This window comes from Desulfobacula phenolica (assembly GCF_900105645.1).
Lineage (GTDB): Bacteria > Desulfobacterota > Desulfobacteria > Desulfobacterales > Desulfobacteraceae > Desulfobacula > Desulfobacula toluolica.
Genome location: NZ_FNLL01000015.1, coordinates 1 through 24,750, shown reverse-complemented (window position 1 = coordinate 24,750; position 24,750 = coordinate 1). Strand labels below are relative to the sequence as shown.

The 24,750-nt window shown below is 42.5% G+C and carries 21 protein-coding genes; 2 read left to right on the top strand and 19 right to left on the bottom strand.

From position 1 onward, the window contains the following. Positions 1-47: 47 nt before the first annotated feature. The 14 genes from BLT94_RS19130 to BLT94_RS19060 all read right to left on the bottom strand — a co-directional run bounded on the left by BLT94_RS19130 (position 48) and on the right by BLT94_RS19060 (position 16,731). The gene (locus tag BLT94_RS19130; protein ID WP_092237721.1) at positions 48-1,025 is read right to left on the bottom strand and encodes a CoA transferase subunit A; all 978 of its coding nucleotides are present in this window, start codon (positions 1,023-1,025) and stop codon (positions 48-50) included. A gap of 44 nt (positions 1,026-1,069) precedes the next feature. Then, positions 1,070-2,377 (bottom strand): TRAP transporter large permease, encoded by a 1,308-nt coding sequence (locus BLT94_RS19125; RefSeq protein ID WP_092237718.1) that lies wholly within the window; start codon positions 2,375-2,377, stop codon positions 1,070-1,072. Between the two features lie 15 nt (positions 2,378-2,392). Then, a complete protein-coding gene (locus BLT94_RS19120; protein ID WP_014957059.1) occupies positions 2,393-2,917 on the bottom strand; it encodes a TRAP transporter small permease subunit in 525 nt (174 codons plus the stop codon). A 36-nt stretch (positions 2,918-2,953) separates the two neighbouring features. Then, positions 2,954-4,054 carry a TRAP transporter substrate-binding protein gene (locus tag BLT94_RS19115; RefSeq protein WP_014957058.1) on the bottom strand — a complete coding sequence of 367 codons (1,101 nt, stop codon included), beginning with the start codon at positions 4,052-4,054 and terminating at the stop codon, positions 2,954-2,956. 275 nt (positions 4,055-4,329) lie between these two features. Next, complete coding sequence (locus BLT94_RS19105; RefSeq protein WP_092237715.1) at positions 4,330-5,292, bottom strand: ABC transporter substrate-binding protein; 963 nt, start codon at positions 5,290-5,292, stop codon at positions 4,330-4,332. 3 nt (positions 5,293-5,295) lie between these two features. Beyond that, on the bottom strand, positions 5,296-6,642 hold the full coding sequence (locus BLT94_RS19100) for a sigma-54-dependent transcriptional regulator (protein ID WP_092237712.1): 1,347 nt from the start codon (positions 6,640-6,642) through the stop codon (positions 5,296-5,298). Beyond that, positions 6,635-8,173 (bottom strand): two-component system sensor histidine kinase NtrB, encoded by a 1,539-nt coding sequence (locus tag BLT94_RS19095; RefSeq protein WP_175530422.1) that lies wholly within the window; start codon positions 8,171-8,173, stop codon positions 6,635-6,637. The genes BLT94_RS19100 and BLT94_RS19095 overlap by 8 nt, the downstream gene beginning before the upstream one ends. A 44-nt stretch (positions 8,174-8,217) precedes the next feature. Beyond that, positions 8,218-8,775: a DJ-1 family glyoxalase III gene (locus BLT94_RS19090; protein ID WP_092237707.1), complete on the bottom strand. Its 558-nt coding sequence runs from the start codon at positions 8,773-8,775 to the stop codon at positions 8,218-8,220. Positions 8,776-8,898: 123 nt separating this feature from the next. Beyond that, a complete protein-coding gene (locus BLT94_RS19085; protein ID WP_092237704.1) occupies positions 8,899-11,448 on the bottom strand; it encodes a BatD family protein in 2,550 nt (849 codons plus the stop codon). After that, positions 11,432-13,285, bottom strand: a complete 1,854-nt coding sequence (locus BLT94_RS19080) for a VWA domain-containing protein (protein ID WP_092237701.1) — start codon at positions 13,283-13,285, stop codon at positions 11,432-11,434. The genes BLT94_RS19085 and BLT94_RS19080 overlap by 17 nt, the downstream gene beginning before the upstream one ends. Next, positions 13,286-14,281 carry a VWA domain-containing protein gene (locus BLT94_RS19075; RefSeq protein WP_092237698.1) on the bottom strand — a complete coding sequence of 332 codons (996 nt, stop codon included), beginning with the start codon at positions 14,279-14,281 and terminating at the stop codon, positions 13,286-13,288. Further along, complete coding sequence (locus BLT94_RS19070) at positions 14,281-14,859, bottom strand: hypothetical protein (RefSeq protein WP_092237694.1); 579 nt, start codon at positions 14,857-14,859, stop codon at positions 14,281-14,283. Before BLT94_RS19070 ends, BLT94_RS19075 begins: the two co-directional genes overlap by 1 nt. Further along, positions 14,860-15,738, bottom strand: coding sequence for a DUF58 domain-containing protein (locus BLT94_RS19065; RefSeq protein ID WP_092237691.1), 879 nt, complete (start codon positions 15,736-15,738; stop codon positions 14,860-14,862). An 18-nt stretch (positions 15,739-15,756) separates the two neighbouring features. Continuing rightward, positions 15,757-16,731 carry an AAA family ATPase gene (locus tag BLT94_RS19060; protein WP_041279901.1) on the bottom strand — a complete coding sequence of 325 codons (975 nt, stop codon included), beginning with the start codon at positions 16,729-16,731 and terminating at the stop codon, positions 15,757-15,759. Positions 16,732-17,009: 278 nt separating this feature from the next. On the opposite strand from BLT94_RS19060, the gene BLT94_RS19055 reads away from it, so the two are divergent. Next, positions 17,010-17,195, top strand: a complete 186-nt coding sequence (locus BLT94_RS19055; RefSeq protein WP_041279371.1) for a hypothetical protein — start codon at positions 17,010-17,012, stop codon at positions 17,193-17,195. Here BLT94_RS19055 and BLT94_RS19050 read toward each other — a convergent pair. The 5 genes from BLT94_RS19050 to BLT94_RS19030 form a co-directional block, all read right to left on the bottom strand. Next, positions 17,192-18,142, bottom strand: coding sequence for a radical SAM protein (locus BLT94_RS19050; RefSeq protein WP_092237688.1), 951 nt, complete (start codon positions 18,140-18,142; stop codon positions 17,192-17,194). The two genes, BLT94_RS19055 and BLT94_RS19050, sit on opposite strands and share 4 nt — an antisense overlap. Before the next feature lie 130 nt (positions 18,143-18,272). Continuing rightward, positions 18,273-19,841, bottom strand: a complete 1,569-nt coding sequence (locus BLT94_RS19045) for a bifunctional GNAT family N-acetyltransferase/carbon-nitrogen hydrolase family protein (protein WP_092237685.1) — start codon at positions 19,839-19,841, stop codon at positions 18,273-18,275. Positions 19,842-19,954: 113 nt separating this feature from the next. Continuing rightward, positions 19,955-20,863, bottom strand: a complete 909-nt coding sequence (locus tag BLT94_RS19040) for an alpha/beta hydrolase (RefSeq protein WP_092237682.1) — start codon at positions 20,861-20,863, stop codon at positions 19,955-19,957. Between the two features lie 244 nt (positions 20,864-21,107). Continuing rightward, the gene (locus BLT94_RS19035; protein WP_092237679.1) at positions 21,108-22,460 is read right to left on the bottom strand and encodes a transposase; all 1,353 of its coding nucleotides are present in this window, start codon (positions 22,458-22,460) and stop codon (positions 21,108-21,110) included. 184 nt (positions 22,461-22,644) lie between these two features. After that, complete coding sequence (locus BLT94_RS19030) at positions 22,645-24,516, bottom strand: UvrD-helicase domain-containing protein (RefSeq protein ID WP_281243413.1); 1,872 nt, start codon at positions 24,514-24,516, stop codon at positions 22,645-22,647. On the opposite strand from BLT94_RS19030, the gene BLT94_RS22220 reads away from it, so the two are divergent. Then, positions 24,511-24,750: hypothetical protein (locus tag BLT94_RS22220; RefSeq protein WP_217641256.1), on the top strand; the 240-nt coding region annotated here is incomplete at its 3' end. The genes BLT94_RS19030 and BLT94_RS22220 overlap by 6 nt on opposite strands.

The following is a 24,750-nucleotide window of genomic DNA, read 5'->3' as shown; positions in this document are numbered from 1 at the left end:
TTTTAAAAAAAGCCTGTAAAGGCAAAATGATCCGCTCTAAAACCGATTTATCTTCGATCCAGGTTAACAGCATATCCGCGTTCCGGATCAGCCTTGACTGCGTTTAAACGATCCATTCCGGCCAACTCAAGAAACGCCTCATGATGGGGTGTTCCATGGATAAATTTATCCAGGTATTCCCGGTACAACTGATCATCAGAGGCAAATTTTCCATAATTATTTAAATACACAGGGTCATAATCATAACAATTATAACATGCAGTGGGATAAGCGCCCCAGGGCATATGCACAACAGCATCAACACAAAAATGGGGAATCTGGTTCATGTCGGACTGTTTTTTCATCTCATCGGGCTCTAAAAGCTGTTCACAGGTAACGATGAGATATTGTGCCGCTTTGGCCTGTTCCACATCCGCCATGGGCAACCCCTCTATACTTACCGTGCCTTGAGAATCTGCTTTCTGAACATGGATAATGGTGACATCAGGATTAATGGCCGGCACCAGAACGATTTTTTCGACATCCGCCCATTTATTGAACGGATTATCCGCTACAATTAATTTATCGTCCGGAATTTTGGGATCGCTGTTTCTTATTTCCCTGGAAAAGCCCCATTTATTAACAATATCGGTTCCCAGAGAAGACCTGACCGGCAGATAGGGCAGTCCCATGGCACCGGCCTGGAACCGCAGGGTCATTTGGTAATTGGAATAATCTTCAACCAGCAGTTCCCCGTTTTGAACCGCACGCTTGAACCGGATGCAGGTGGAGGCGAACTTGCCGTTTCCGCCGTATGCGATCTCCAGTTTATCCACACATCCCGCCCCCACAAGCTCGTCCACGCCCTGCCCGTTGGAATGGGCATACAGATGCAGATTTTCTTTTCTCTGACGGATAATTTCATAAACAGCAGCCATGGGGTTTCTGTTTACCGTAAACCCTCCTATGCACATATGACAGCCGTTTTCCACAAATTTCCCGATGGCCGCAGAAAGGTCCATAACTTTTTCTAACCCTTTATTCATCAATATTTTTCCTCTTTATTCATTTCATTATTATTTCAATGGTACTAAACAATCAGGCTTGGAAGCCAGGTAACAATTTCAGGAAATATCATGATCAGTCCGATGGTGACGATATCCAATATAATAAACGGCACTGCGGCTTTGAACAATTCAGCGAGCTTTATTTTATCCGGCACAAGCCCTTTTACAATATACAAGTTCAATCCCATGGGCGGCGAGATATTTCCCGCACACATATTTACGGCCATTAAAATGCCGAACCACAAGGTGTCTATCTCCAGGGCGGTCAAAATAGGCAATATAATGGGGGTTGTCATCATAACGATGGCCGCAGGGTCCAGAAACATCCCCATAATCAAAAATCCCAGCATCAGTATCATCACCACCGCAGTGGTCGGCAACGGAAGGGATACGACAAAGTCGGTCAGCTCGGCTGCGCATCCGGAATAAATGATAACATACCCAAAAGATGTGGCACCGATAATAATCCAACCGATCATTGCCGTGGTTTTTACGGTATGCAAAAGCGCTTTCCGGGTAGTCTTCACATCCAGGGTTTTTTTTACAAACGCAATGATAAAAACAGCAAGGCAGGCGATGGCACTGGCTTCAGTAGGGGTTGCAACCCCCGTATAGATTGTGAACAACAGAATAAAAATAACCGTTAACAGCGACCATACCTTTGAAAGAGAGGCAAATTTCTCTTTCCATGTAAACCGGACATCATCCCTGGGCGCCACGTCAGGATCAATCAGCACCCGGATAAAAATATAGGCCAGGGCCAGAACGGTCATCAGGATTCCCGGAATAATTCCTCCGGCAAACAGTGCGCCGATGGATTCATTAGCCAGGGTGCCGTAAAGGATAAGAATTACGCTGGGCGGGATCAAGATGGACAAGGCACCGGAAAATGCAACAATGGCACCGGACATGCCGGCCTGATACTCTCTTTTTATCATTTCCGGAAGGGACAGCAGACCGACCGTAGCGGTTCCAGCCGTGCTTGCACCGCAAACCGCACCAAATATAGCGCCAAACACGGCACTGGTCATTCCCAGCCCCCCCGGCAACCGGCGCAGGAAACGATCCGCCACCTCATAGCTGTCCGTTCCCATGCGGCTGTGCATCACCAGCTGTGCCATGAGGATAAACAGAGGGACGCAAACCAATGTATAATTGCCCATATGGCCATATCCGGCCAATGCAACCCCATACAGCCCGGTGGTGCCCGGCCAGAAAACAAGTGCACAGATAATGCTGAGAAATCCCAGAGAAAATGCTACCGGAAGCCCCAGAAAAAGAAAGAAAGACAGAGACACCACCAGAATAGAAAGAACGATATACCATTCCATAAATAAATCTCCTTATTATTTTTCCTCATGTGTTTGAGAAAGCTGTGAGAAATTTCGAACAATTCTCAATATATATTCAAGAAACAACAATGCGGCACCCACTACCAGAAATGCCCTTATGGGCCACAGCGGCCAGGCCAGGTACTCAGTGCTTCTTACATTATGTTCCAGTGCGTCATAGGTAAACACCACGGATTGGATCAGAAATATCAACACATATGTCCCGGCCATAAAAGATGTAATAATATCCAGTACAATTCTTTTTCTTTCCGGGATTCTTTCAGTGGCAATATCTACAGTGACGTGTCCTCCGGCAGGGAGGGTCCATGCCGCACCGATGAACACCACCATGATGAGCATGTACCGGTTGACTTCAAAGCTCCAGGTGGTCGGTGAATTAAAAGCATATCGCATGACCACGTCATAACTTATGGTCAGCATCATGAGTACAACGATCCAACCGGCAATTTCAGCAAGTTTCTCATCAAATGACGCAATGCCGTCCATGATCCGGGTCAGTCCTTTATTTTTATTCATCATTTTATCGTTCCTCTATTTCCCCTGGTTGAAAATGCGTTATTGAAGCCCTGCAATTTTTTCAAGACCGCTATCCTTTTTCAGGGCAGTCCAGGTTTTTTGCTCGGTTTTTATCAAGTCCACCAATCTTTCACATTCCGGGCTTTCTTTGGCATACCAGTCCCACACCTGCTCCAGCATCTTCTTTGATTTTTCAATATTTTCATTGTCCATGCTGACAAACTTTACCCCGTTTTCCCTGCACCATTTTTCGTTTTCAGCCTCATATTCCGGCCAATATTCAACACTGGCCCAGTGCCCCCACTCACGGGAAACCGTTACAAGCGTATTTCTCAAATCCTCGGGAAGTCTTTCCAGGGCACGTTTATTGATCCAAAGATCATCCGCCCAGGTAAAGACCGGCGGTGTTGAAAATGTTTTTGCCACCTCAAAAAATTTATAATCCTTTAATCCGTAAGCATAGAAGATCAGTGCGTCCACTGTTCCCCTTTGAAGGGCCGGATAAATTTCTCCTGTGGCCATTGTAACCGGACAGGCTCCCCACGCCTTGGCCACTCTTGTGCTGACCCCACCAGCGGCTCTCAATTTAATATTTTTCAATGACTCCATGGTATTGTATTCAGTATTGCCCCTGCCGATGATGCCGGAGCTGCCGCAAATAATATTGGTAAGCCATACGGCGTTTGCTTTCTCCAGGTAGGCATTATAGATAATATCGTGAAATTCACCGGCTTTTCCGCCCTGATCATTATTCATATAATCCCAGAATTTTTCACGATTGTTCAAAGAAATATACGGCAGCCAATCCACATCGCCTTCCGGCACCATACCATGATAATACGTCCCGCAGCCGGCCAGCATATCAATGGTGCCGCTTTTCAATCCGTCCAGGGCTTCATTTCTTCCGATCAGCTGACTGGCGGGGAAAACAGTAAATTTCAATTTTCCATTTGACGCCTCTTTCACCCTTTTGATAAATTCCTTATACGCTTTATATTGCGGATGCTGCGTGTGCCATGCCATCTGAAATTTCAACCTGTATGTTTTACACTGGGCCATGTTCGGTATTGCTCCGAAAACAAAAACAGACAGGATCACTAAAGCCAATACATTAATGACAAATAAACCTTTTTCCTTCATTGCCGGACTCCTTGTTAAAAGATTAAAACAGTTACAATTTAACTATATTATAAACCATATAAGCATCTTTTGTGCCAAGCCCGATACAGAAATTTTTACCTATGATTTCAAGGAATTATTTATCAGAATGTTTTATGCGAGCGGTTTACGCACACATAAAACCGTGCGGAATCTCACAGCAGTTAAATTTTAGAAGTAATTATGGATTGGGGCAGGACTATCTTATAATCATTCCCGGCAATGGTTGACAAAAAACAATATGACCGTGAATTTGATTATCGAATAATTTTATCTGCCATCACAAGAATGGAGGTGGGGATATTGATACCGATCTTTTTTGCCGTATGCATGTTCACGGTTATCTTAAAATGATCCAGTGTGGAGGTTTTAATTTCAGAAGGGTGGTTGCCCTGGAAGATCAAACTTGCTTTTAAAGCAGCCAGTCTGCCCAGCTGATAATAATCAGGGACAAGTCCCATAAGCGCACAATCGTTGGTCACAAGGTCCTCCAGTGCGGAAAGCGAGGGAATTTTAAATTTATTTACCCTGGTGATAATCTCTGTACCCAGTATTTTTATCATTGAGTCCGAAGGAAGATAAACCGCATCCACCGCTTCATTTAACCTTGTAAGGACTTGAGGGATATCTCTTTTTCCGGTTATCTTAAATTCAGTCAATCTGAAATTGAGCATGGTCTCCATTCCCTTGACAATACCTTTCTGGATAACGGAGTTCTGCTCCAATGGATTATATATGATGCCCAACCGAAAAAAAGGAACCACTTTTTTCAGGGCCTTCAGCTGATGAACAATCGGCACCATACTGCTGACACCGGTGGCATTATTTCCCGATGAATTCCAGCTTGCTATAATTTTCGACTCAACCGGTCGTGTCACAATATTAAACACAACGGGCGTCTGTTTTATTTTTGAAAGTACGCGTTTTGCAGCAGTGGTTCCAAATACATATATCAAATCCACATCACTTTTTCCCACGGCCGCAATGGCGTCATCCAGCAGTTGCATATCCTGGTTTGCATGGTATTTTATAATATGAATCGCATGCCCGTAATATTTCAATCCATCTGAGAACCCTTTTTCCGCAGGGGTTTCGCCGCGCCATGTAACCATTGCAACCCTATGAATTTTTTGTGCAGACAGCAGGGGCAAACAGGATATATCCCACAAACCCGCAAAGGCAATACTCAAAAATAATACCAGAGATATTTTTTTTACCATTGACTAATCCGGGGTATCCAGGTGATATTTTTTAATTTTTTTTCTTAAAGTGGGCAAAGAAATTTTAAGAATGTGTGAGGCATGGGTTTTATTCCATTGAACCGATTCAAGAATATTAAAAATATGCTGGCGCTCCATTTGTGAAAGAGACTGCGAACTGCTGCTCTCTTCTGCGGAAACCGGATGATGGGATAAAATGGTTTCAAGATCATCCAGCAGGATCACACTTCCCCTGGACTGGATGGAGGCGGATACAATAACATTTTCAAGCTCCCGGACATTTCCCGTCCAGGGATGGTGTTTCAGTCTCTCAATACAGCCGTCCTGCAATGTCATATGTTCAACCCCCAGTTCATCCGCACTTTTTTGAACAAAATGGGCCACAAGGTCTTTGATATCGGACAGGCGATGCCTTAAAGGCGGAAGGGTCATATTCACAACCTTGAGCCTGTAATACAGATCCGCCCTGAATGTTTTCTGTGTGACCATTGTTTCAAGGTCCCTGTTGGTGGCAGCAATGATCCGGCACTTTGATTTCATAAGTACTTTCCCGCCAACCCGCATATATCTTTTTCTTTCAAGAAAACCCAGCAGCTTTCCCTGGAGGTTCAAAGGCAATTCCCCGATTTCGTCCAGAAACAGGGTGCCGTCCCCTGCCAGTTCGATTTTACCCGGCCTTAAGGTTACGGCTCCCGTAAACGCGCCTTTTTCATGACCAAACAATTCACTTTCCAGAAGTGTGTCAACAACGGCTGAACAATCAAAAGTAATAAATGGTTTTTCACAATCCGTGCTGCTCAGGTGTATCCGTCTTGCAACAATTTCCTTTCCAGTACCGGTTTCCCCCATTATCAATGCGGTTGCCCGGTTCTGGCAAAGCATCCCGATGGTTTTATACACTTCTTTCATGGCACGGCTTTTACCCACGATCTCGCTTTCATTGTAAACCGTTTTTCCTTTATCTTTTACCGCTGTTTTGGCATCTTCATAAAAACTTGCAATGGCATCATTTACCGTTTTTTCCAGTTCATCCGCATCCAAAGGTTTATGAATATAATCATAGGCTCCCCTTTTCATGGCTTCGATGGTGGTTTCCATATCCTGAAATGCCGTAATCATGATCACTTTGGACAGCGGATAAAAATCACGCATTTGACTTAAGGCATCCAGTCCACTGCCGTCGGGAAGACGGATATCAAGGATAACAACGTCGGGGGTACATTCCTTAAACACGGAGATTGACTCATTAACACTTGATGCGGTGTGAATCGAGTGACCTTTCTCAGACATGAACATGCTGATGGATTCGCGGATTGGATGCTCATCATCCACAATCAAAAGATTAGCCATTTATTTCTCCCATGGGTAAAAAGACCTCAAAAGCGGTCCCTGAATTTTTCAAATCAATTACCCTTACCCTTCCCCCATGGGCAGTTGCAATCTGTTTTACATTGGCAAGACCAAGGCCGGTTCCATTTGTCTTGGTCGTATAAAAGGGCTCGAAAATATGGGGAAGCAAATCTCTTGAAATTCCTTTGCCGTTATCTTCAACCCGTATCATGGCACAGGGTGTGCCGTTTTGTTTTTTTACAGCCGTTAAAACCCTTATAATCCCGAAATCATCCACTGAATCCAAGGCATTTAAAAGAAAATTGATAATAATTTGCTCAACTTTGTCTTTATCCGCAGAAAATTCTTTTAAGCCAGGATCAAGTTTAATTTCACACTCAATGCTTTTTCTATGAAACTTCATTTCCAACAATTCAACACAGGAACGGACAATATCATTGATGTCAACCATGTCAAACTTTAATGACACTGGTTTTGCAAAATCAAGCAATTGTTTTAAAATGCCTTCAAGCCGGTTAATCTCCCGTTCTGATATTTGAATGCGTTTTCTGTCATTGCCTTTTAAAATAATATTCTTGCCCAGAATCTGAAGGTTCATTTTTACCGATGACAGCGGATTTCTGATCTCATGGGAAAGAGATGCCGTCAATTGCCCGATATAGGCCATGCGCTCCATTTCCCTGCTTTTCTTCTCCGTCTCAACCCGTTTGGTAATATCCCTTACAATACAAAGGTTATAATCTCTGCCCCCGAAACGGGACGGCCTGAAATTGATTTCCGTTGGCAGGCATTTTTTGTCCTTAGTTAATCTCAGATACTCAAAAGCTTCCGGCTCCGCACCCTTGTTTATCCCCCTGGAAATAATCGCACTGACTTTTTCATGGCTTTTTTTTGAAACAAAAGACAAAAACGAGGCCTGCAGAGGCTCTTTGATCCGGCATCCATGCATCCCGCAGAAAGCCGGATTAACAAAGGCAATCCGATCTTTATCCAGCACCAGAAATCCGTCACTGATCTCTTCAACCAGGGTTTTATACTTATGCTCTGATTCCTTTAGTTCCACAGTTCTTGACGCCACATCTTTTTCAAGCTGCTGGGCATAGTCTTTCAGATATTTTTCATGCTTTTTTTGAAAATCGGAGCTGAACCGGTTAATGGTATACGAAAGAGCTGTATTAACCGCTTCAATATTTTCACACAACAGTTCTCTTGGCGATTCTTTTATGAGAGCGGGAACAATAAGTTTGCGAAAAAGTTCAAATGCTTTTTGAACATCATCCAGCCGAAATCCCTCTTCCAGACGAATATTGCTGATTTCATCAATAAATCGATTAATCAGAGCATGGTCATTGCAAACTATCATGCTGCAACTCGCATCATAGGCCATTTCCGTGGTAACCCGCAACTCGTCAAGGGATCTGAGTTCATAATTTCTGGACACATGATACTTGAGCCTTTTTTTCCACTCAAGCGTTATCTCAGCTCGATGCCTATTGAAAAAATCTTCCCAGTCAAATTTTTTAATACTCATTTTTGCAACCATTGCTCAACCATTGCTCAACCATAACTTAGCTGTCACTCAACCAGCATTGCAAGACCCTGCATCACTTCCTCTTTCTTTTCTTTTGAATAGAGCAGTTCAACAAGCTTTAATGCAAACTCACAAGAGGTTCCCGCCCCCCTGCTGGTGATACAATTGGTGTCCACCACAACATTGGATTCAATAATATTTCCATTATCAATCTGATCCACAAACCCTGGATGACAGGTTACACGGCCGGGAGTGACAAGCCCGTGGTGATGCAGGACAACAGCCGGAGAGGCACAGATGGCTGCATAATATTTTTCAAGTTTTGCCTGTTTTTTTAGCAGGATCTCAAGTTCGGTTGAATTGCGAAGATTCTGGGCTCCAGGGATACCGCCCGGAAGAACAATCAAATCGAATTCTTCCTCCATGCAGTCTTTGATAAGTTTATCCGCCTTAAATTCAATTCCCTTTGACGCTTTAATCATAATTTCATCCACAGACGCGACAACAACATTCGCGCCTGACCGTCGAAGGACATCAATGATGGTTATGGCTTCCATCTCCTCCGTACCCTGGGCCACCGGAACAAGAACATTTCTTTCCATGGCACCCTCCTGTTATTTTAAGATTTAAAAAAAACAATCATATAAAAACAAATTAGCAGCTAGTTTTGATGAAGTCAATCAGCTCAAACAGTCAACAGGACAATCCATTCACATGAGGTCACACTAAATAATAAGGGCTTGTTTGACTTTAATCCAGCCGACCATGCCTTTTGAAAACACTATTTTCACATACCCGTTTCTTTGTTCTTCAACGCTGACCTTGGTTCCGGCATGGAGGCTGAACAATTTTGTGGATTTATCCGTAACCCCTGAGCGCACAGCCACTTCATCGGCCACAATAACGGCGGCAAGGTTTGCAGATTGTTTGTAAAAATTCACGCAGGTGATTGCGGTAACAATGATAAATACAGAACAGATAAACACACCTGTCCCTGAAAACACTTTTTGTTGTTGTACCACCCTGACAGCTGCCCATGCAAAGAAAACAAAAGAAAGAAACACAGATGTGATCTGAAGTGTTTTCACAGAAATAAGCGTATCCCAGAAAAAAAGAACATCCATGATATTGACAGAAGACTCTTTTTTGTCTTTCACAAGGCTGTTGGCATATTCAAGGTTGAATCTCAGGTCGGGATCATTAGGAGCCAAAACCAATGCCCGTTCATACCAGAGGACGGCACGACCTATGTCATTGGCTTTCAGATAGGAATTTGCAACATTATAAAAAAGATAGGGGTTTTTGATGTGATTTTTTGCAACGGTTTCAAACTGCATGGCAGCCTGCTGGAAATGACCGGCCTTATAATTTTTAACTGCGTCCATAAAAGTGGTTGCAGGATCGGCCATTGCTCTTTGCGGAGCAAAAGAGAACAGTCCCATGCAGAACAGGGCAAGGCAGAACATTTTCAATATCTGTTTTGTTTTTGACAACAGGGCTTCTGGTTTAACTTCATGAATCTTGGTTCCTCCGAACCGAACCGATTCTATGGTGTCAAGCAGCTCCACAACCTGTTCAATTGAGGCAGTATCCACATGGGCATCGCTTAAAATACCCCGGGCTTCCTGTATGGTCACGGTTTCGCCTCTTTTTTTCCCCTTAGCCAGAATAAACGCCACTAAAGCGGAATAAACATGGCTCAAAAACTGCGATTCCCCGGCATCTGTTTTCCCGGCCTGTTTTAAATGATGTTTTGCCTTTTCTTCCATAAGCTTTTCAACTGATACATCTTTTTTTGTAACCAGAACAAACAGTTTAACACCTGAAAATAAAAATGCTGGAATGGACAACAACAAAATAAAAAAGAGCGGCTCTATTTGCCTGTAATCTTTTAACACCTCCAACCCTTCTTTTATTTCCAGGATATCTTTATTAACCAGGGAAACCTCTTGTTTAACAACAGATTTTTCCTGTGACAGGTTCAAGGGGGCAGCCGCAAGATGTATTTGCTCAGACGGCCTGACATCCAAATGGATTTGATCTGTTGAAATTGTCTGATATGCTTTTTTATCCACATCAAAATAAATCAGCACAACAGGCTTGATCACATATTTGCCAGGATTAACGGGAACAAGGGCTTTTTTGAATATCTTAACCCCCTCATAACCATCTTGCGTCAATTGAATGTTTTCCACTGGATTATCATCATAGACTTTAAACGCATCCGTATTCAGATCAATTTCAGGAGGGCTTGCATCCATGATATTGCCAGACCCTGAAATTTTAATGGTAAGTGTGATTGATTCACCGGCCTTGAGTGTTGTTTTGTCCGTTATTACGTCAGTTGTTCCGTCCGTTATTCCATCAATTTTACCATCGGTTGTACCGTCAATTGTTCCCTCAATCTCAAAACGGCCAACAAGTCCTGAAAATTTACCTGTGCCTTCATAGGGAGGAACAGGAGATACGTTAATTTCTACCGGATTTGATACCACACGCACAGGCTTGGAACGGCTGGACGAAAAAAAAGAATCATTAAAAAAAGAATCCAACCGGGGGTCACGGTTTGATTTTACCACCACATTGGCAATGAGAACCGCAGGATCAATGGTAAAATTTCCCGGACTTGCCGGGATAATGACGTAATCGACTTGGGTAACCTGAAAAAGGACCCCGTTGATATTCAAATTATAAGTTTTTTCCTTTTCAAAAGGTTTGGATGAAAACCCTTTAAATTCAGGCGGACTTTCAAACCCTAAACCGGACAATCGTTTTGAGGTAAAAAACCGCAGGGTAAAAACCGTCTGCTGGCCTACAAAAAGACTGGGCTGTGCCACATGGGCTTTTGCAAACAAGGCCTTGTCGTCATCGGATTTCACCACCTGATCGGACACATGGATGATAATTTGCCGGGTAAACGCAATTTGACCATCCTGTGTGGCCTTGATGGCGGGAATCTTCAACTCGCCTTTTGCCAGGGGTATCAATACATATTGATAGGTTGCCTTTCTTTCAGACCTGCCATTGATAAAATTATAACTGGATGAGGTTCCCCGGGACCTGACCTTAAAATCCCTTATCATGGAAAGATCCAGGTCGGCTTGACCTCCGTTGACCTCCACCTTTAAAAAAACGGAATCACTGATTGAAATCCGGGTTTTATCCACATGGGCCGTTACATCGAAACCATAAACCATTGACGGTATGAATACCGCCAGCACTATTGCGATTAAAAAAAATCTTTTCAGATTCATATCATTACCAGTCTTTTTCAATATGTCGCTCCTCTATCACAGGCATCATTGCACTGCCAGGTTTGTCTTCAAGCCGGTTGAGCATGTTTTCCATTGCCTGGTCTGCCTGTTTTTGCTGCTGGTTATCTTCAGAAGCGGCTGTTTTATTCCCCTTTGCCTGTTGAGTCTTTTTGTCTTGCGCCTGGGACGGTGTTTCCCCGGGATTATCGCCCTGCTGATGTTCAGATGATGGTTTGTCCTGCTGCTGATTCTGATTTTTATTCTGATTCTGATTTTGGTTTTTGTCCTGTTCCTGATTTTTATCCGGGCCTTCTGTATTTTGCTTGTCCTGCTTATTTTGCTTGTCCTGCTTATTTTGCTTGTTCTTATTTTGCTTGTCCTTATTTTTATCGTCCCCGTCTTTATCAGGGTTTGATTTTTGCTGTTCCTGTTCTTGTTTTTTTTGTTTTGCAAGCGCAAGGTTTTCTTTTGCATCATTGTCATCCGGGAATTCTTTTAAAACAGCTTCATACCCCTTGATGGCCTCGTTAAAATTTCCCATCTGATATTGTGTGTTGGCAAGATTATATTGGGCATTATGGCGCAGGTTGACGTCTTCTGACCTGGCCGCCTCAGTAAAGTTTTTCAAAGCATGTTCATATTCTTTGTTCATATAAGCTGCCGCGCCAATATTATAATAAAGAGTTTCATTGTCAGGACGTTCAAGCTGGGCGTCAATAAAGTGTTTTTTGGCCTGTTCATACTTCTGCTCTTCATAGGCTTGTATTCCCTGCTTGACACTGGAAGAAACCGTTTTGGCATAAACCGGAACAGTCTGGGCTGAAAAAAGACTTAAGCTGAATGCGACAATCACTACAAACCATCGGTGTGATTTGCGTTTTGACGACAACACAAATTCCATCAACAATAACACAAGGCAGGGAAAAAGAAACCATTGATAACGGTTCTCCCAGACTTTTTTCTTACCTGATGTCAGGGTTTTTCGTTCCATGGTGCCAAGGATTTTATCCTTATAAATCACATCAAGATCCATATCCCCTGCCACAGACCTGACATAAGCGCCGCCTGTCATGGCGGCCAGTTTTTCCAGACCTTGTTCATCCACCCTGGATAAAACAATATTGCCGGATGCATCTTTTTTAAACCCGCCGTTTTCATCGGGTATGGGAGCGCCTTGAAGATCCCCCACACCAATACAAAAAATCTTGATTCCCTGCTTGAGCATCTCTTTGGCAGTTTTTTGCACATCTCCTGAAGTGTTTTCGCCATCCGTAATAATGATAATGGCTTTTTCAGTATCAGACTCTTTTTCAAACCCACTGTAGCTTGTCGTGACTGCCGCATCAAGGTTGGTCCCGCCCACCGGCAAAAAACCCGGCTCAAGCACTTTTAAAAAAACATTAAATGCCTCATGGTCAAGGGTTAACGGGCATTGAAGAATGGCCCTGCCGGAAAAGGCAACAAGCCCTGCCCTGTCGGATTTCATCATGCGCAGCAAATCAACAATCTCTCTTTTTGCACGCTCAAGACGGTTGGGCTTGATATCTTGAGCAAGCATGCTTTTTGAACAGTCAAGGGCGATAATGATATCCACACCTTTTTGCGTTGTTTTCTCCCACCTGTATCCCAATTGCGGACCTGCCAGAGCAACGATGGCAAACCCTGAAGCCAGGAGGATTAAAACCGCCTTTATCCACCGCCTTTTAGGATCAAATCCGGGAATAATGGAAGAAAACATGTTTGCCCCGGCAAATTCGGACAATATTTTTTTTCGTTTCAAAATGCCGTACACCATGATGCCGAACACCGGGATCAGTGTCCATAATAAATTCAACAAATAGGGATGGGCAAATTTCATTTACGGTATCCTTAAAAATCGTGTGTTGGCCAGTATAATATAAATGAGAAGCAGGATCAAACCGGTTGCCAGCAGACCCTGATACAACTCCTTATACTCCACCCATTTTTCAACGTCCACCTTTGTTTTTTCAAGGGTGTTGATCATTTCGTATATTTGCTCAAGAGCGGTTAAGTCCCCCGCCTCAAAAAAGCTGCCCGAAGTTTGTTCGGCAATCGTTTTCAAGGCATCCAGATCCACATCCACTTTCTGGTATACATACCGTTTGCCGAACATGCCGTCCACAAGAAACGGAGCTTCCCCTTTTGTGCCAACCCCGATGGTATAGATTTTCACCTTTCTTTGTGCTGCAATCCGTGTTGCATCCTGCCAGGAAAGTTCACCTGAATTGCTTTTCCCGTCTGTGAGCAGAATAATAATATTGGATTTGCTTTGAATATCTTCCAGCCGCTTTAAGGAAATACCAATGGCATCCCCGATGGCGGTCATGGGCCCTGCTGCCCCGATATTCAACCGGTCCAGAATAAAGGCAATGGTGTTATAATCACGGGTCAAAGGAAGCTGGGTAAAAGCATTTGACCCGAAAACCACCATGCCGATGCGATCCCCCTCGCGTTTGAGGACAAAATCGCGCACAACCCCTTTTACCGCCTCAAGCCGGGTCACAATCTTTTTGTTCTTTTTAAAATCAAGGGCCCGCATGGATTCGGAAAGGTCAAGGGCCAGGATAATATTAACACCTTGGGTGGTCACGTTTACTTTTTTATCCCCCCACTGGGGCCTGGCAAGAGCAAGTATCAACAACACCAGGGCCGCGATTTTCAAAATCGGCATAATGCTTGAAAGCCTTACCATAAAAGACCTGGGAAGCGTGTGAACACCATCCAGGGACGACACCCTGATATGGTTGGCATTTTTCTTTCTATATTTCAAAAAAAGGGCAACAGCCACCACCAAAAGCAGACACAAAAAAAGCGGCGAGGCAAATCTGAACATTATGCTCTCTCCTTTTGTTTTTCTGCTTGTCTTTCTGCTTGTTTTTCCGATAGCAGTTCGGCTTGTTTGGTCAGGTCTTTTTCTATTTGATCTATGATAGCTTTGATCAACAGAAGATCTTTTTTCACCCGGTCTTTTTGGGGCACAACACCTGCATATTTAAAAGGATCGGATATGTTCTGAAACTCTGCCATCTCTTTTTTTATACCTTTATCAAGATCAAGGGTCTTGAAGCTGCGAATAAACTCCTGGGATGTCATTTCAATGGCGTTGATACCAAAAGAACGACCTATATATTGCCGCAGAACAATCGTCAGATCAAAATAAAAAGCTCTGGGATCATCCATTTGCCTTTGAAACAAAAGATCCAGCGCTTTTGCGGCTGCTTCATAGGGTGCCAAAGGCTGAGGAAGGGCTTTTTGGTCTTTGGAATGTTTTTTTCTTTTCCAAAATTTTTTGACCAGAAAAAATACCAGGGCAGCCACAAGAACGGCAGCCGACACCATCAAGATAATTTTAAAAAGAATTGGGTCAAAACCGACTTGAACAGGAGGCCTTATGCCATGGATATCCTTCATTTACAGCAGTCTCCTTTCCCTTAACCTAAAATACCGGGACAAGGTATCTGATACTGAAGCTGCGGTTTCAAGTTCAATCACATCACTTTGCGCCTTGGAAAAAAGGGTCAAGGTTTTTTTGTGATTCGCCTGTTTTGCAGCAAAAAATTTCTTCCGGGTATGTGTATCAAATGCATCAAATACCATTTCTCCGTCGGTTTCAAAATCCGACAGAGTTACAATGCCATTAAACGGAAGTTCAAACGCCCCTTGATCATAAATCATAACCCCGATCACCTCATGACGTTGCCTGACGGTTCTCAGACTTTTCAGGTAACCGTCATCCAGAAAATCCGACAAAACAAACACAAAAGATCTTTTCTTGGATATTTTCGCCAGAAAATCCAGGGCTTCCGATATGTCGGTGCCTTTTCCCTGTGGCGAAAACGTGAAAATCTCCTTGATCACCCTCCAGATATGGCCGGACCCTTTTTTAGGCGGTATATATTTTTCAACCCGGTCAGTAAAAAAAATCACTCCAACCTTATCATTATTTTTAACGGCATTAAACGCAAGCACCGATGCCACCTCTGCGGCCCTCTCAAGTTTCGGCCCGAAAAAAGTCCCGAACTTTAACGAGGCACTCATGTCGATGAGCAGCATGACAATGCTTTCGCGCTCTTCCTTGTAAAGTTTGACAAAGGGCTTGCCAAGCCGTGCCGAAACCTTCCAGTCAATGGTTTTAACATCATCGCCCGGGCAATACTCCCTGACTTCTTCAAACTCAATGCCCGAACCCCTGAACACGGATTTATACTGCCCTGCCATGATGCTGTTCACCGTGCGGCTGGATTTGATGTGGATTCGTTTTATTTTTTTAATAATATGTGCGGGAATCATCTGATGCGCATCCTCAAATCAAGGCACCTCAACCGAATCAAAAAGCGTTTGGATTATATCTTCGCACGAGATATCTTCAGCTTCAGCCTCAAAGCTCAAGATAATTCTGTGCCTTAACACATCCGGCCCCACAAGCTTGATATCCTGGGGTGTAACATAGGCCCTGCCAGACAGAAATGCATTCACGCGGGCGGCTTTTGCAAGAAAGATAGTGGCTCTGGGAGATGCACCGAACTCGATATACTCGGCCATGTCCATCCCGTATTTTTCGGGCTGACGGGTGGCAAACACCAGGTCAACGATATACTCTTTGAGTTTTTCATCCACATAGATATGGTCAATCAACTCTCCCATGGCGGCAAGCTGGTCACAACTGATGACCGGATTGACGGTATCTGTCTTTTGAAAACTGTTCTTTTTAAGGATCTCCAGTTCCTGGGCCTTGTCAGGGTAGTCAATGCAGACTTTCAGCATAAACCGGTCCACCTGGGCTTCAGGCAGCGGATAGGTTCCTTCCTGTTCAATGGGATTCTGGGTGGCCAGAACCAGGAAAGGGGACGGCAGCACAAAAGTTTGATCTCCAATGGTAACCTGTTTTTCCTCCATGGCTTCAAGGAGTGCGGATTGAACCTTGGAAGGTGCCCGGTTAATTTCATCTGCCAGAATGATATTGTTAAACAAAGGCCCTTTTCTCGTCACAAAATCAGCGGTTTTAGGACGATATATTTCAGTTCCGGTCAAATCCGCCGGAAGAAGATCCGGTGTAAACTGGATGCGTTTGAACTGCGCCTGCACAACAGAAGCCAGAGCTTTTACAGCACTGGTTTTAGCCAGTCCCGGGACACCCTCGATCAGCACATGCCCTCCTGTTAAAAGCCCGGTCAAAAGACTGTCCACCAGCTTTTCCTGGCCCACGAGTTGTTTTGAGATTTCGTTTCGGATACTGCTGATTAACAGATGACTTTTCTCTATTGATTCTTTGATCTCTTCCATAATCCTTATTTTGCCCATATCATTTAAAGTTTAACATCATAAACCATATCAAGCCCTGTTTCTTAACAATGAATTCATCTAATATAGTATTGGTTAATCAAGTGTCAAGAGACGAAGCAAGCAAACAGGCCATGACTTTTCAGGTGTGAGCAACAAGATTGGCCGGGTTGTTTTTCAACATAAAATACGCTGTATCAAAAATAAAAAAACTCCGATTATTGACGACTCTTCAGATAATTGATATAGGTAAGCTTCATTTTAAACAAAAGAAATAAGTTATGGAAAATATTATTAAAAGAGACAAATTTGATTTTGAAATCGGATATTTGACCAAAAGCCCGTGCCTTACCTGCGACAAAAAATCATCGCTTCCAAAATGCCATGACGGCTGCCTTATCCTGGATGAAATCCAGACAAAACTGGCACGGGGAATCTCATCCCAGCGATCTTCCTACGAAAGTTAGATCACAGGCAGCTTCCTGATATAGAACTGTTCGTTCTGATATTCAGAAACCTTAAGTTTGTTTTCTTCCAATAATTTTTCAATGACTGAGAAATCACTGCCCGCCTTTTTTAAATACCCGGCAACCGCATCTTTTCGCATGGGGTGAACCGATGTAATGCTTAATATGTCGTCTTCAATATTCCCGGTAAACGCAAACTGGTTCCCCTCATATCCCATAAGGTATTCAGTATTTATCCCACGGTCGTCAAACACATGGTAGGCCTGATTCAAGGCTTGTTCTCCGGGAGGCTTTACCCATTTTTGTGCAGGCGGCCGTGTTGGAATGCTCAGGTATGCTGTGGCGCAGTCTATGCCCAGAATAAAATCAGCAGTTTTTTCGATGTTTTGCCTGTCGTCATTCAGGCCCTTGATCAGCATGGTTTCCGTTACAAGCCGCCCTGTAAATTTTTTTGCAAAAGAACTAATCCCGTCTAACATGACATCAAATTTAATGCCGTTGTGGGGGCGGTCTATTTTCCGCCATGTCTTTTCATCCAGAGTATCAATTTTAACGGATACCCAGTCTGCCTTGCACAGGTCATGTCGAACGTCAATCCTGTGCAGGAGGCTTGAGTTGGTTATGACGGCAATTTTAATACCCAGCGGACGCAGCCGGTCGATTAATAGTCCCAATTTTGCATCAAGTGTGGGTTCACCATCCGACACAATGGTTAAATAGTCAATGGATTCATTATTGGATTGCGCATTGATTAATTTTGTTTTTGTCTCTTCCACCAGCCTGTCAGGATCATGAAAAACACACCTGTACACAATCATTTTTTGAGTTTTGCCCAGCTGGCAGTATACGCAGGAATATGTGCATATTTTTGGAGGAATATTGTTTATCCCAACACTTTTTCCCAGGCGTCTGGATGGCACAGGGCCAAATACGGTTTTTGAATTCATTTTTACTCCCTTTTATAATATCCCGGAATTGATTTCATTGTAATTTTATGAATCTATACCCGAAAACTGTTAGTTACCATAGTTCAACAGGAGGGACAACAACCAAAGCTCCGGCCGCGCCAGCTCCTTTTTACTCGACCCGGAGAATTTTGATTTTGTCTTTCGACATCAGATCATAGAGATCCAGGCGCATGTCATGAAGGGGCCGGACCGTTGCCACATGCCGCTGCTGGGACAGGGAAGACAAGGCCAGTTCGGATATGACAACCGCTTCCACATTGGGGTCTGCCTCTCCCTCTATCCCTTTTTCCGGAAATGAAAAATCGCTGGGAGTAAGTATGGCGGCCTGGCTGTAGTTCAGAAAGGAACCTGATCTGGTTTGCATATTGCCGACACTTCCTGTCATCACAACATATATAAAATTTTCAACGGCCCTGGCCTGGGCGCAATGCCGTACACGATAGTAGGCTTTTTTCTCTTCCGTGTAATAAGGTACAAAAATGATTTCAGCGCCTGCCAGGGTCAAAAGGCGGGATACCTCCGGAAATTCAATGTCATAGCATACCTGGATCGCAATCCTGGCCAGCGGGGTGTTGAAAATCCGAACAGATGTGCCTGGTTCAATTCCCCCTTCATTACGTTCTGCCGGGGTGATGTGAAGCTTGTCCTGGGTATGAACATTTCCGGCCGGGGTGAACAAATGGGCTGTGTTATAGAACTTGCCCTCCCTTAATACCGGTGTGGACCCGCCTATAATATAGATGTTATACTTCCGTGCAAAGCGCTTGAACATATCAATATACTGATCCGTATAACCGGCAAGTTTCAGGGCGGCATCTTTCATGGACATCTTTTTTTCCTGAAAACTTAAAAGCTGATAAGTAAAGTATTCGGGGAAAAGCAGAAAGTGGCAGTGATAGGAATCAGCCGTATCCACAAAAAACTCAACCGATCGCTCAAGATCCTCAAAAGACCGGATGGGCCTCATGTGGTATTGAGCTGCGCAGACCCTGACCCGCCGGGCCTGGATTTTTGGAAACACGGCCGAGGAAATTCTTTTTTTTGCCAGATTATAATCAGGGTTGGGCATGACAAGAAAGGTTGAGTAATTCAAACTGGAATGGTCGATGGTGATGTCCAGCTGAACTTTTTTCACCTGATAACCGACTTTCAAGTGAGTACTCAGGGCCTGATCTTTTAACTCGCCCTTTTTCACCTTTTCCACATATTGCTCAGCCGTCATTTTTCCTGCGTAATTCCGATATCCGGAAAGCCTTCCATAGGCGATCATCTGCTTGAGGTTATATCGTTTGAGAATGCTTTTCCGCCGGCTGTACAGCAGCATGGCAATACCCCGGCGCTGGTAATCGGGATGAACGGCAATATCCGCACCATAAAGAGTGTCTCCGTCCGGGTTATGCGTGCTGAACGTACCGGCCCCGGTCAGTTCATCCACATCGTACCAGAAGTCGTCATCAATACTGACTATAATGCTGGTGGCGTATCCGACTATTTTTTTATTGCAGACCGCCACAAACTGTCCCTGGGGAAAAGCGGCAAACTGCATTTCATAATGACGTTCAGAATATATGAACTCTTCTGAATAGTCATGGTAGGTGGCTCTGCTGCATTCTATTATTTCCGGAATGTCTTCACGACGCCACCTTCGGGTTGTGATTTTTGATTGTAATTTACCCATTAGATTACTCCTTATATTGTTTGCCTTGACGGATATCTGATTAATAGAGAAACATTTTGCGTCCGAGTGCGGCGCGGGCCATGCGTACTTGTTTAATTGATTTTTGAATTTAATTAATCTTTTGAATTTTCAATAATCTTTTCCAATGCCGCATTAAATTCATCCGGTTTTATTTGAGCCACAAAATGACCGACGTCTGAAATCAAAACGACACTTTCATGCAAAACTTTTTCTTTGCCTGTCGGCGCACCATTGATATTATAAAGTTTGCTTGAAAACTTTTTAAGCTCCAACGGCTCTTTTTGTGAATTCCATTTGATGCATTCATATAAAGAACTGATTCCCATCTTATGATCAGCAGCAAGCATATTTTTATAATATAAATTGATCAAATCAGGATTTGCACTTTTCGCAAACATTGACTTTACAGTTTCCTCCAAGGCAACAGGATAATTGTTTTTCAATTTTTCAAGAAAGACCAATTTCATTGCTTCAGGAACAGATGCAAGCGGAGTATAAAAAGCATCAACGCCAACGATTCCAACAACTTTTTCTCCAAGCAATTTTGCAGTTTCAATAACGATAGGGCCTCCCATGGAGTGACCAATAAGAATTATTTTTTCTCCGCCAACTTTATCCGAAACCGACTTAACATCCTGAGCAAATGCTGACATCGTGAATTTCTGACGGTTGGTTTCAGAATCTCCGTGACCTGCCAAATCTAACCATGCCACCTTATAATGATTGGAAAAATAATCAATCTGAGGTTGCCAAACTTTATGGTCACATAACCAGCCGTGAACGAATAAAAGAGTCGTTTCTCCCTGACCTCTGGTCCCATAAGCAATGCGACTGTCATCAGCAGATTGGGCGGTTAATTTTTTATTCTGAGTTGCTGGGTTGTTTATGGCACAGGCTGAAAACAACAAACATAAAATTGCAGTTATCAGATAAATCGCGATTGTCTTGTTATTCTTGATGCTGGCTATATATTTTTTCATTACAGTTATATCTGTTTTCATTATTAAGGCTCCTTTTTTATTACATAATATTTAGCTCACAAATTTATCTGTGTGCAGCAGCTTGTTAATAGGCCCGAGGAAAGTGGGATAAGTACTTTTCAAAAGGCAGTGATTCCATTTCCCATGTACTTTTTCTTACATTTTGTTTTATTTGTTTTTAGGGTCGATAAATTTGACATATATGGTCAATTTTTTCTTATATGGGTGCTATAACCAAACACTTAGGAGGATATCCCCCTTTATTCTATGTAACCTCTACCGAACCATACCTATGGATCTTTTTTAAATTGTGCAGGGTGCAAAAAAGCAGCCATTGACTGTTTACTTTTATTTTCCACCTCATACTGAACCAGTTAAGTTTCATCGTATGACGGATATGGCCAAAAACAGGTTCCACCGTTCCGAGCCGTTTAGAGTAGATTTGTCTACCCGAGGGCGAATCTATTTTTAATTTCATCTTTTCTGTTGCAGTTTCAGGTGTTTTCCTGCTGACATGAAAATAAGCCACCTGCCTTTGGAGTGTCTTATCAGGCTTTCGAAGGCATTTAGATCTAAGTTTGCACGGCCCACAAGCTGATTTTGGGCCTTCAAATCGGGTAACGAAATTGCCCTTTTTATCAATGCCGTTGCCAGTTCTGTAAAGTCGCTTTCTTGCAGGGCACATAGAAAATTTAAACTCAGGATCAAAGTAAAAATCTTTCTTTGAAAACAGTTTCGTGTTTTTTTGTTTTCTAAACAATTCTTTGTAACGGCCTGCATTATCGAATCGGGGATCTCGTTTTCGAAAAAGGTTGTCAGCAACATATGCATCTATGTTTTCTTCCGCTAACATATCCATATTCTTATTGGTATGAAATCCGCTGTCTGCTGTTAAACGAGTGTTTTCAAAGACATCATCTCCCAGGTTTTCTTTTGTGTTGTTTATTAATGGCTTTAATAAATCTTGTTCCGGTCCTTTCCCAAAAGCTTCGGCCCCCACGATCACTTGATGTTTGTTGTCCACCATGGCAAGGCCGTTATACCCTTGGATAACACCATTTGAGGTTTTCATTTTGGCAGAGTCATTGTCTGTAATGTTGGACTTAACAGGCTTGCCACTGGCACATAGTTTGTCATCATTATCTTTTGTCCAGTTCCGGATTTTTTTTATCTGCTTTTGCAGGGTGGCGATGTATTGAGTATCTGTATCTATTATGTTGTTCTTTTCTTCAATATGATCTATTTCCCGATGCTTTTGAATGATCCGCTCGATAGCTTTTCCAAGTTTAAGGGCTTTGTTTTTAAAATCCGTTTTAGTTCCACTCCATTCCTTTGAAGCATTTGAAGGCAGCTTGCAGCCATCAACTGCAAACATCTTTCTGCTGGATGTGATCCCCCTTGAGTAGGCAAAAAGAATAATCTTTAAAAGGATCCTTGGGTCATACGCTTTTGCACCGGTTTTATCATTATTATAGCGGTTGTCAAAAATAGTTAAATCAACTTCATTATCAATCAAATGATTGAGGGAGTATTCAAAGGTTCCCGGGAGGATCTGTTTATCAAAAAAGACCGGGAGGAAAACGCCTTGATCGTATGAATAATCTTTGTATTTGGCCATTTTGTTTTTTTACTCTTTGAAGGTCAGTGGTTTGTCTCTCATTTTTAATAAAAACCTAGCACAAAATGATAAGAATCTCCAGTGTTTTCGACCTTTTTCTACAGCCTCAACCCCTCCAAATAAGCGGTTTATCCGTCTTCATTTGGATTGTTGGAATTGAGTATCGTGTTCTCCGATTTCTATTTTAGTCTATACATTGAACGTTTTCTTTACCAAACCATTCCCTCGCTCTATCAATAACGGCTTGTGAAGGTTGGTGAAAAAACACAGCTAATTGTTCTTTTGCTCTTGTACAACAAACATAAAATATTTTCTGTGTACGATGCAAAACGCTCTCAGTGCCTTCGTTAGTAAACAAATAGTTAAAATTATAATTATTCCATTTCCCATTATCTAAAACCACCAAAACATTTGGAAATTCAGCACCTTTGGTTTTATGTTGAGTTGAAAATGGTGTAAAACCCTCAAGATATTGATAAAGTTGTTGGAATTGTATAAAATTCAACCTACAAACTTGATCATAGATATATTTTTTGTTTTCTCTAATTTTTTGTACTCTGTCATCAATTAGGACAATCCCATAGTCATCAGCGTCATTAATAACTTCTGAAATAGTTTTTTTACTTGCCTCGACTAACATCTGAACATTTTTTTGCAACCGACTTTTTGCTTGTAATGATGTGATTTTAAAATCTGTTATCCTAATAAATTCATTATACTTCTTTTCTTCATAAAGTCTGAGAGCATGCTGAATTTTAAATAAATGCTTAATGATATCATCTCGTTTTGAGCCTGGTTTATCATTCTCTTCAGTATCATTTTTTTTATCGTCTACTAATTGATCCTTATTAATATAAATGGATGCAATCTGGTCAAATGGGCATTGTAGAGCTTCCTCATATGTTGCTTGATTAATATCTATATATTCCTGCATACCTCTGGTAGGGGAGACGGCGTTTAGAGTACGACCAGACTTCCCCTCCTGAAGTTCATCAATAACTTTTTTTAATGTTTTACCCTCTGTTTCGATCGATTCTGGGTTAGCTTTAATATATTTCTTCAGTCTTGCAACGAAATCCAAAATCTTATCACTGTCATAAATTCTCATTAGCTCTTCAAACCCTGCTTTGGCAGCAATGAGGTTATGAGTCAAATTTAGCTCTTTATTTTGTTTTGTATCCGAAAAATCCCACCCTAAATAGCTCCTGACATTATTCAGATCATCATCGTCGGAATATAAAAAGAAAATGCTCCCTTCTTTTACATTTCCATCAGGTTCCATATTAGGGGCGGAAGGGTCATCAGAAGGATGCTGAGTTAAACCATCGGTTCTGATTTTATTAGATAGATCGATAACTAATTGAGGATTGCGTCTATTTTGTTCTTTTTTAACTTCATTTACTAAATGATCTTCCTGACCTTTATATTCATCAATATTCCCAATGCTGCCATCGTATATTGATTGCATTGCATCACCGAAAAAACCAATAATATTTTCTTTTTGAGATTGTTTGAGATGTTCCAGTAAAATTTCAACAACCAGTTTGCTGGTATCCTGATATTCATCTACAAAGACGAAAGGATACGTATCTTTGGTGATAGCACAGAGTTTTGGGTACTTTTCATACATTTTATGGGCAAGAATTATCAACTCATCATGTGAAATTATACCGTCTTTTAGTCGTACAAACTCTTTGTATTGGATACCGTCTTTTAGGTTATAATAAAAATTGAGATCTACCTCTTCTCCTCCAGGTATTCTAAATCTTGGTTGTGCTTCGTCATTAATTAACTCAACCAGTGTTTTTTTAAGCTCTTCTTGAAAGTGCTTGATGTTACGCCATAAGAATTCATGAATTGTAGAAACATAAAGATTGGGATGCTCAACCCTTTCTTCAATCTCATCAGCTGCTGCATTTGTGTATGTAATGCAAGCAACATTTGATAAAGGCTGTATCTCAATCCCCTCTGTGACAGTATGAGTGAGACACTTACCCCTTGAAAAATTAGTGTAGGGCGGGTAAGGAAAATGCTTATGGAACCAATCAAAATGAATCAGCTACCGACATCATGCAATCGGCCAGGCGCATCCCCCAATGAGGAGCCAGTGGAAGGAGCCCCCGGGGCGACTGGAACTGGCTCCTCATTGGGGGGCGAGGTTGACAACATCTTCCCAAACCCTGAAGTGCCTGAGAAAAAACCCCGTCGGAATTTTACGGCGGCTTATAAACTTCGTATTCTTCAAAAAGTTGATCTTTGCACGCAACCAGGGCAAATCGGTAGGCTGTTG

Bases quoted from the DNA above. Each gene is read 5' to 3' on its own strand.
- BLT94_RS19055 (WP_041279371.1), top strand. From the start codon at position 17,010: ATGGAAAATATTATTAAAAGAGACAAATTTGATTTTGAAATCGGATAT.
- BLT94_RS19115 (WP_014957058.1), bottom strand. From the start codon at position 4,054: ATGAAGGAAAAAGGTTTATTTGTCATTAATGTATTGGCTTTAGTGATC.
- BLT94_RS19080 (WP_092237701.1), bottom strand. From the start codon at position 13,285: ATGAAATTTGCCCATCCCTATTTGTTGAATTTATTATGGACACTGATC.
- BLT94_RS19040 (WP_092237682.1), bottom strand. From the start codon at position 20,863: ATGAAAACAGATATAACTGTAATGAAAAAATATATAGCCAGCATCAAG.
- BLT94_RS19035 (WP_092237679.1), bottom strand. From the start codon at position 22,460: ATGGCCAAATACAAAGATTATTCATACGATCAAGGCGTTTTCCTCCCG.
- BLT94_RS19125 (WP_092237718.1), bottom strand. From the start codon at position 2,377: ATGGAATGGTATATCGTTCTTTCTATTCTGGTGGTGTCTCTGTCTTTC.
- BLT94_RS19120 (WP_014957059.1), bottom strand. From the start codon at position 2,917: ATGATGAATAAAAATAAAGGACTGACCCGGATCATGGACGGCATTGCG.
- BLT94_RS19070 (WP_092237694.1), bottom strand. From the start codon at position 14,859: ATGAAGGATATCCATGGCATAAGGCCTCCTGTTCAAGTCGGTTTTGAC.
- BLT94_RS19060 (WP_041279901.1), bottom strand. From the start codon at position 16,731: ATGGAAGAGATCAAAGAATCAATAGAGAAAAGTCATCTGTTAATCAGC.
- BLT94_RS19050 (WP_092237688.1), bottom strand. From the start codon at position 18,142: ATGAATTCAAAAACCGTATTTGGCCCTGTGCCATCCAGACGCCTGGGA.
- BLT94_RS19105 (WP_092237715.1), bottom strand. From the start codon at position 5,292: ATGGTAAAAAAAATATCTCTGGTATTATTTTTGAGTATTGCCTTTGCG.
- BLT94_RS19075 (WP_092237698.1), bottom strand. From the start codon at position 14,281: ATGTTCAGATTTGCCTCGCCGCTTTTTTTGTGTCTGCTTTTGGTGGTG.
- BLT94_RS19045 (WP_092237685.1), bottom strand. From the start codon at position 19,841: ATGGGTAAATTACAATCAAAAATCACAACCCGAAGGTGGCGTCGTGAA.
- BLT94_RS19065 (WP_092237691.1), bottom strand. From the start codon at position 15,738: ATGATTCCCGCACATATTATTAAAAAAATAAAACGAATCCACATCAAA.
- BLT94_RS19100 (WP_092237712.1), bottom strand. From the start codon at position 6,642: ATGGCTAATCTTTTGATTGTGGATGATGAGCATCCAATCCGCGAATCC.
- BLT94_RS19090 (WP_092237707.1), bottom strand. From the start codon at position 8,775: ATGGAAAGAAATGTTCTTGTTCCGGTGGCCCAGGGTACGGAGGAGATG.
- BLT94_RS19130 (WP_092237721.1), bottom strand. From the start codon at position 1,025: ATGAATAAAGGGTTAGAAAAAGTTATGGACCTTTCTGCGGCCATCGGG.
- BLT94_RS19095 (WP_175530422.1), bottom strand. From the start codon at position 8,173: ATGAGTATTAAAAAATTTGACTGGGAAGATTTTTTCAATAGGCATCGA.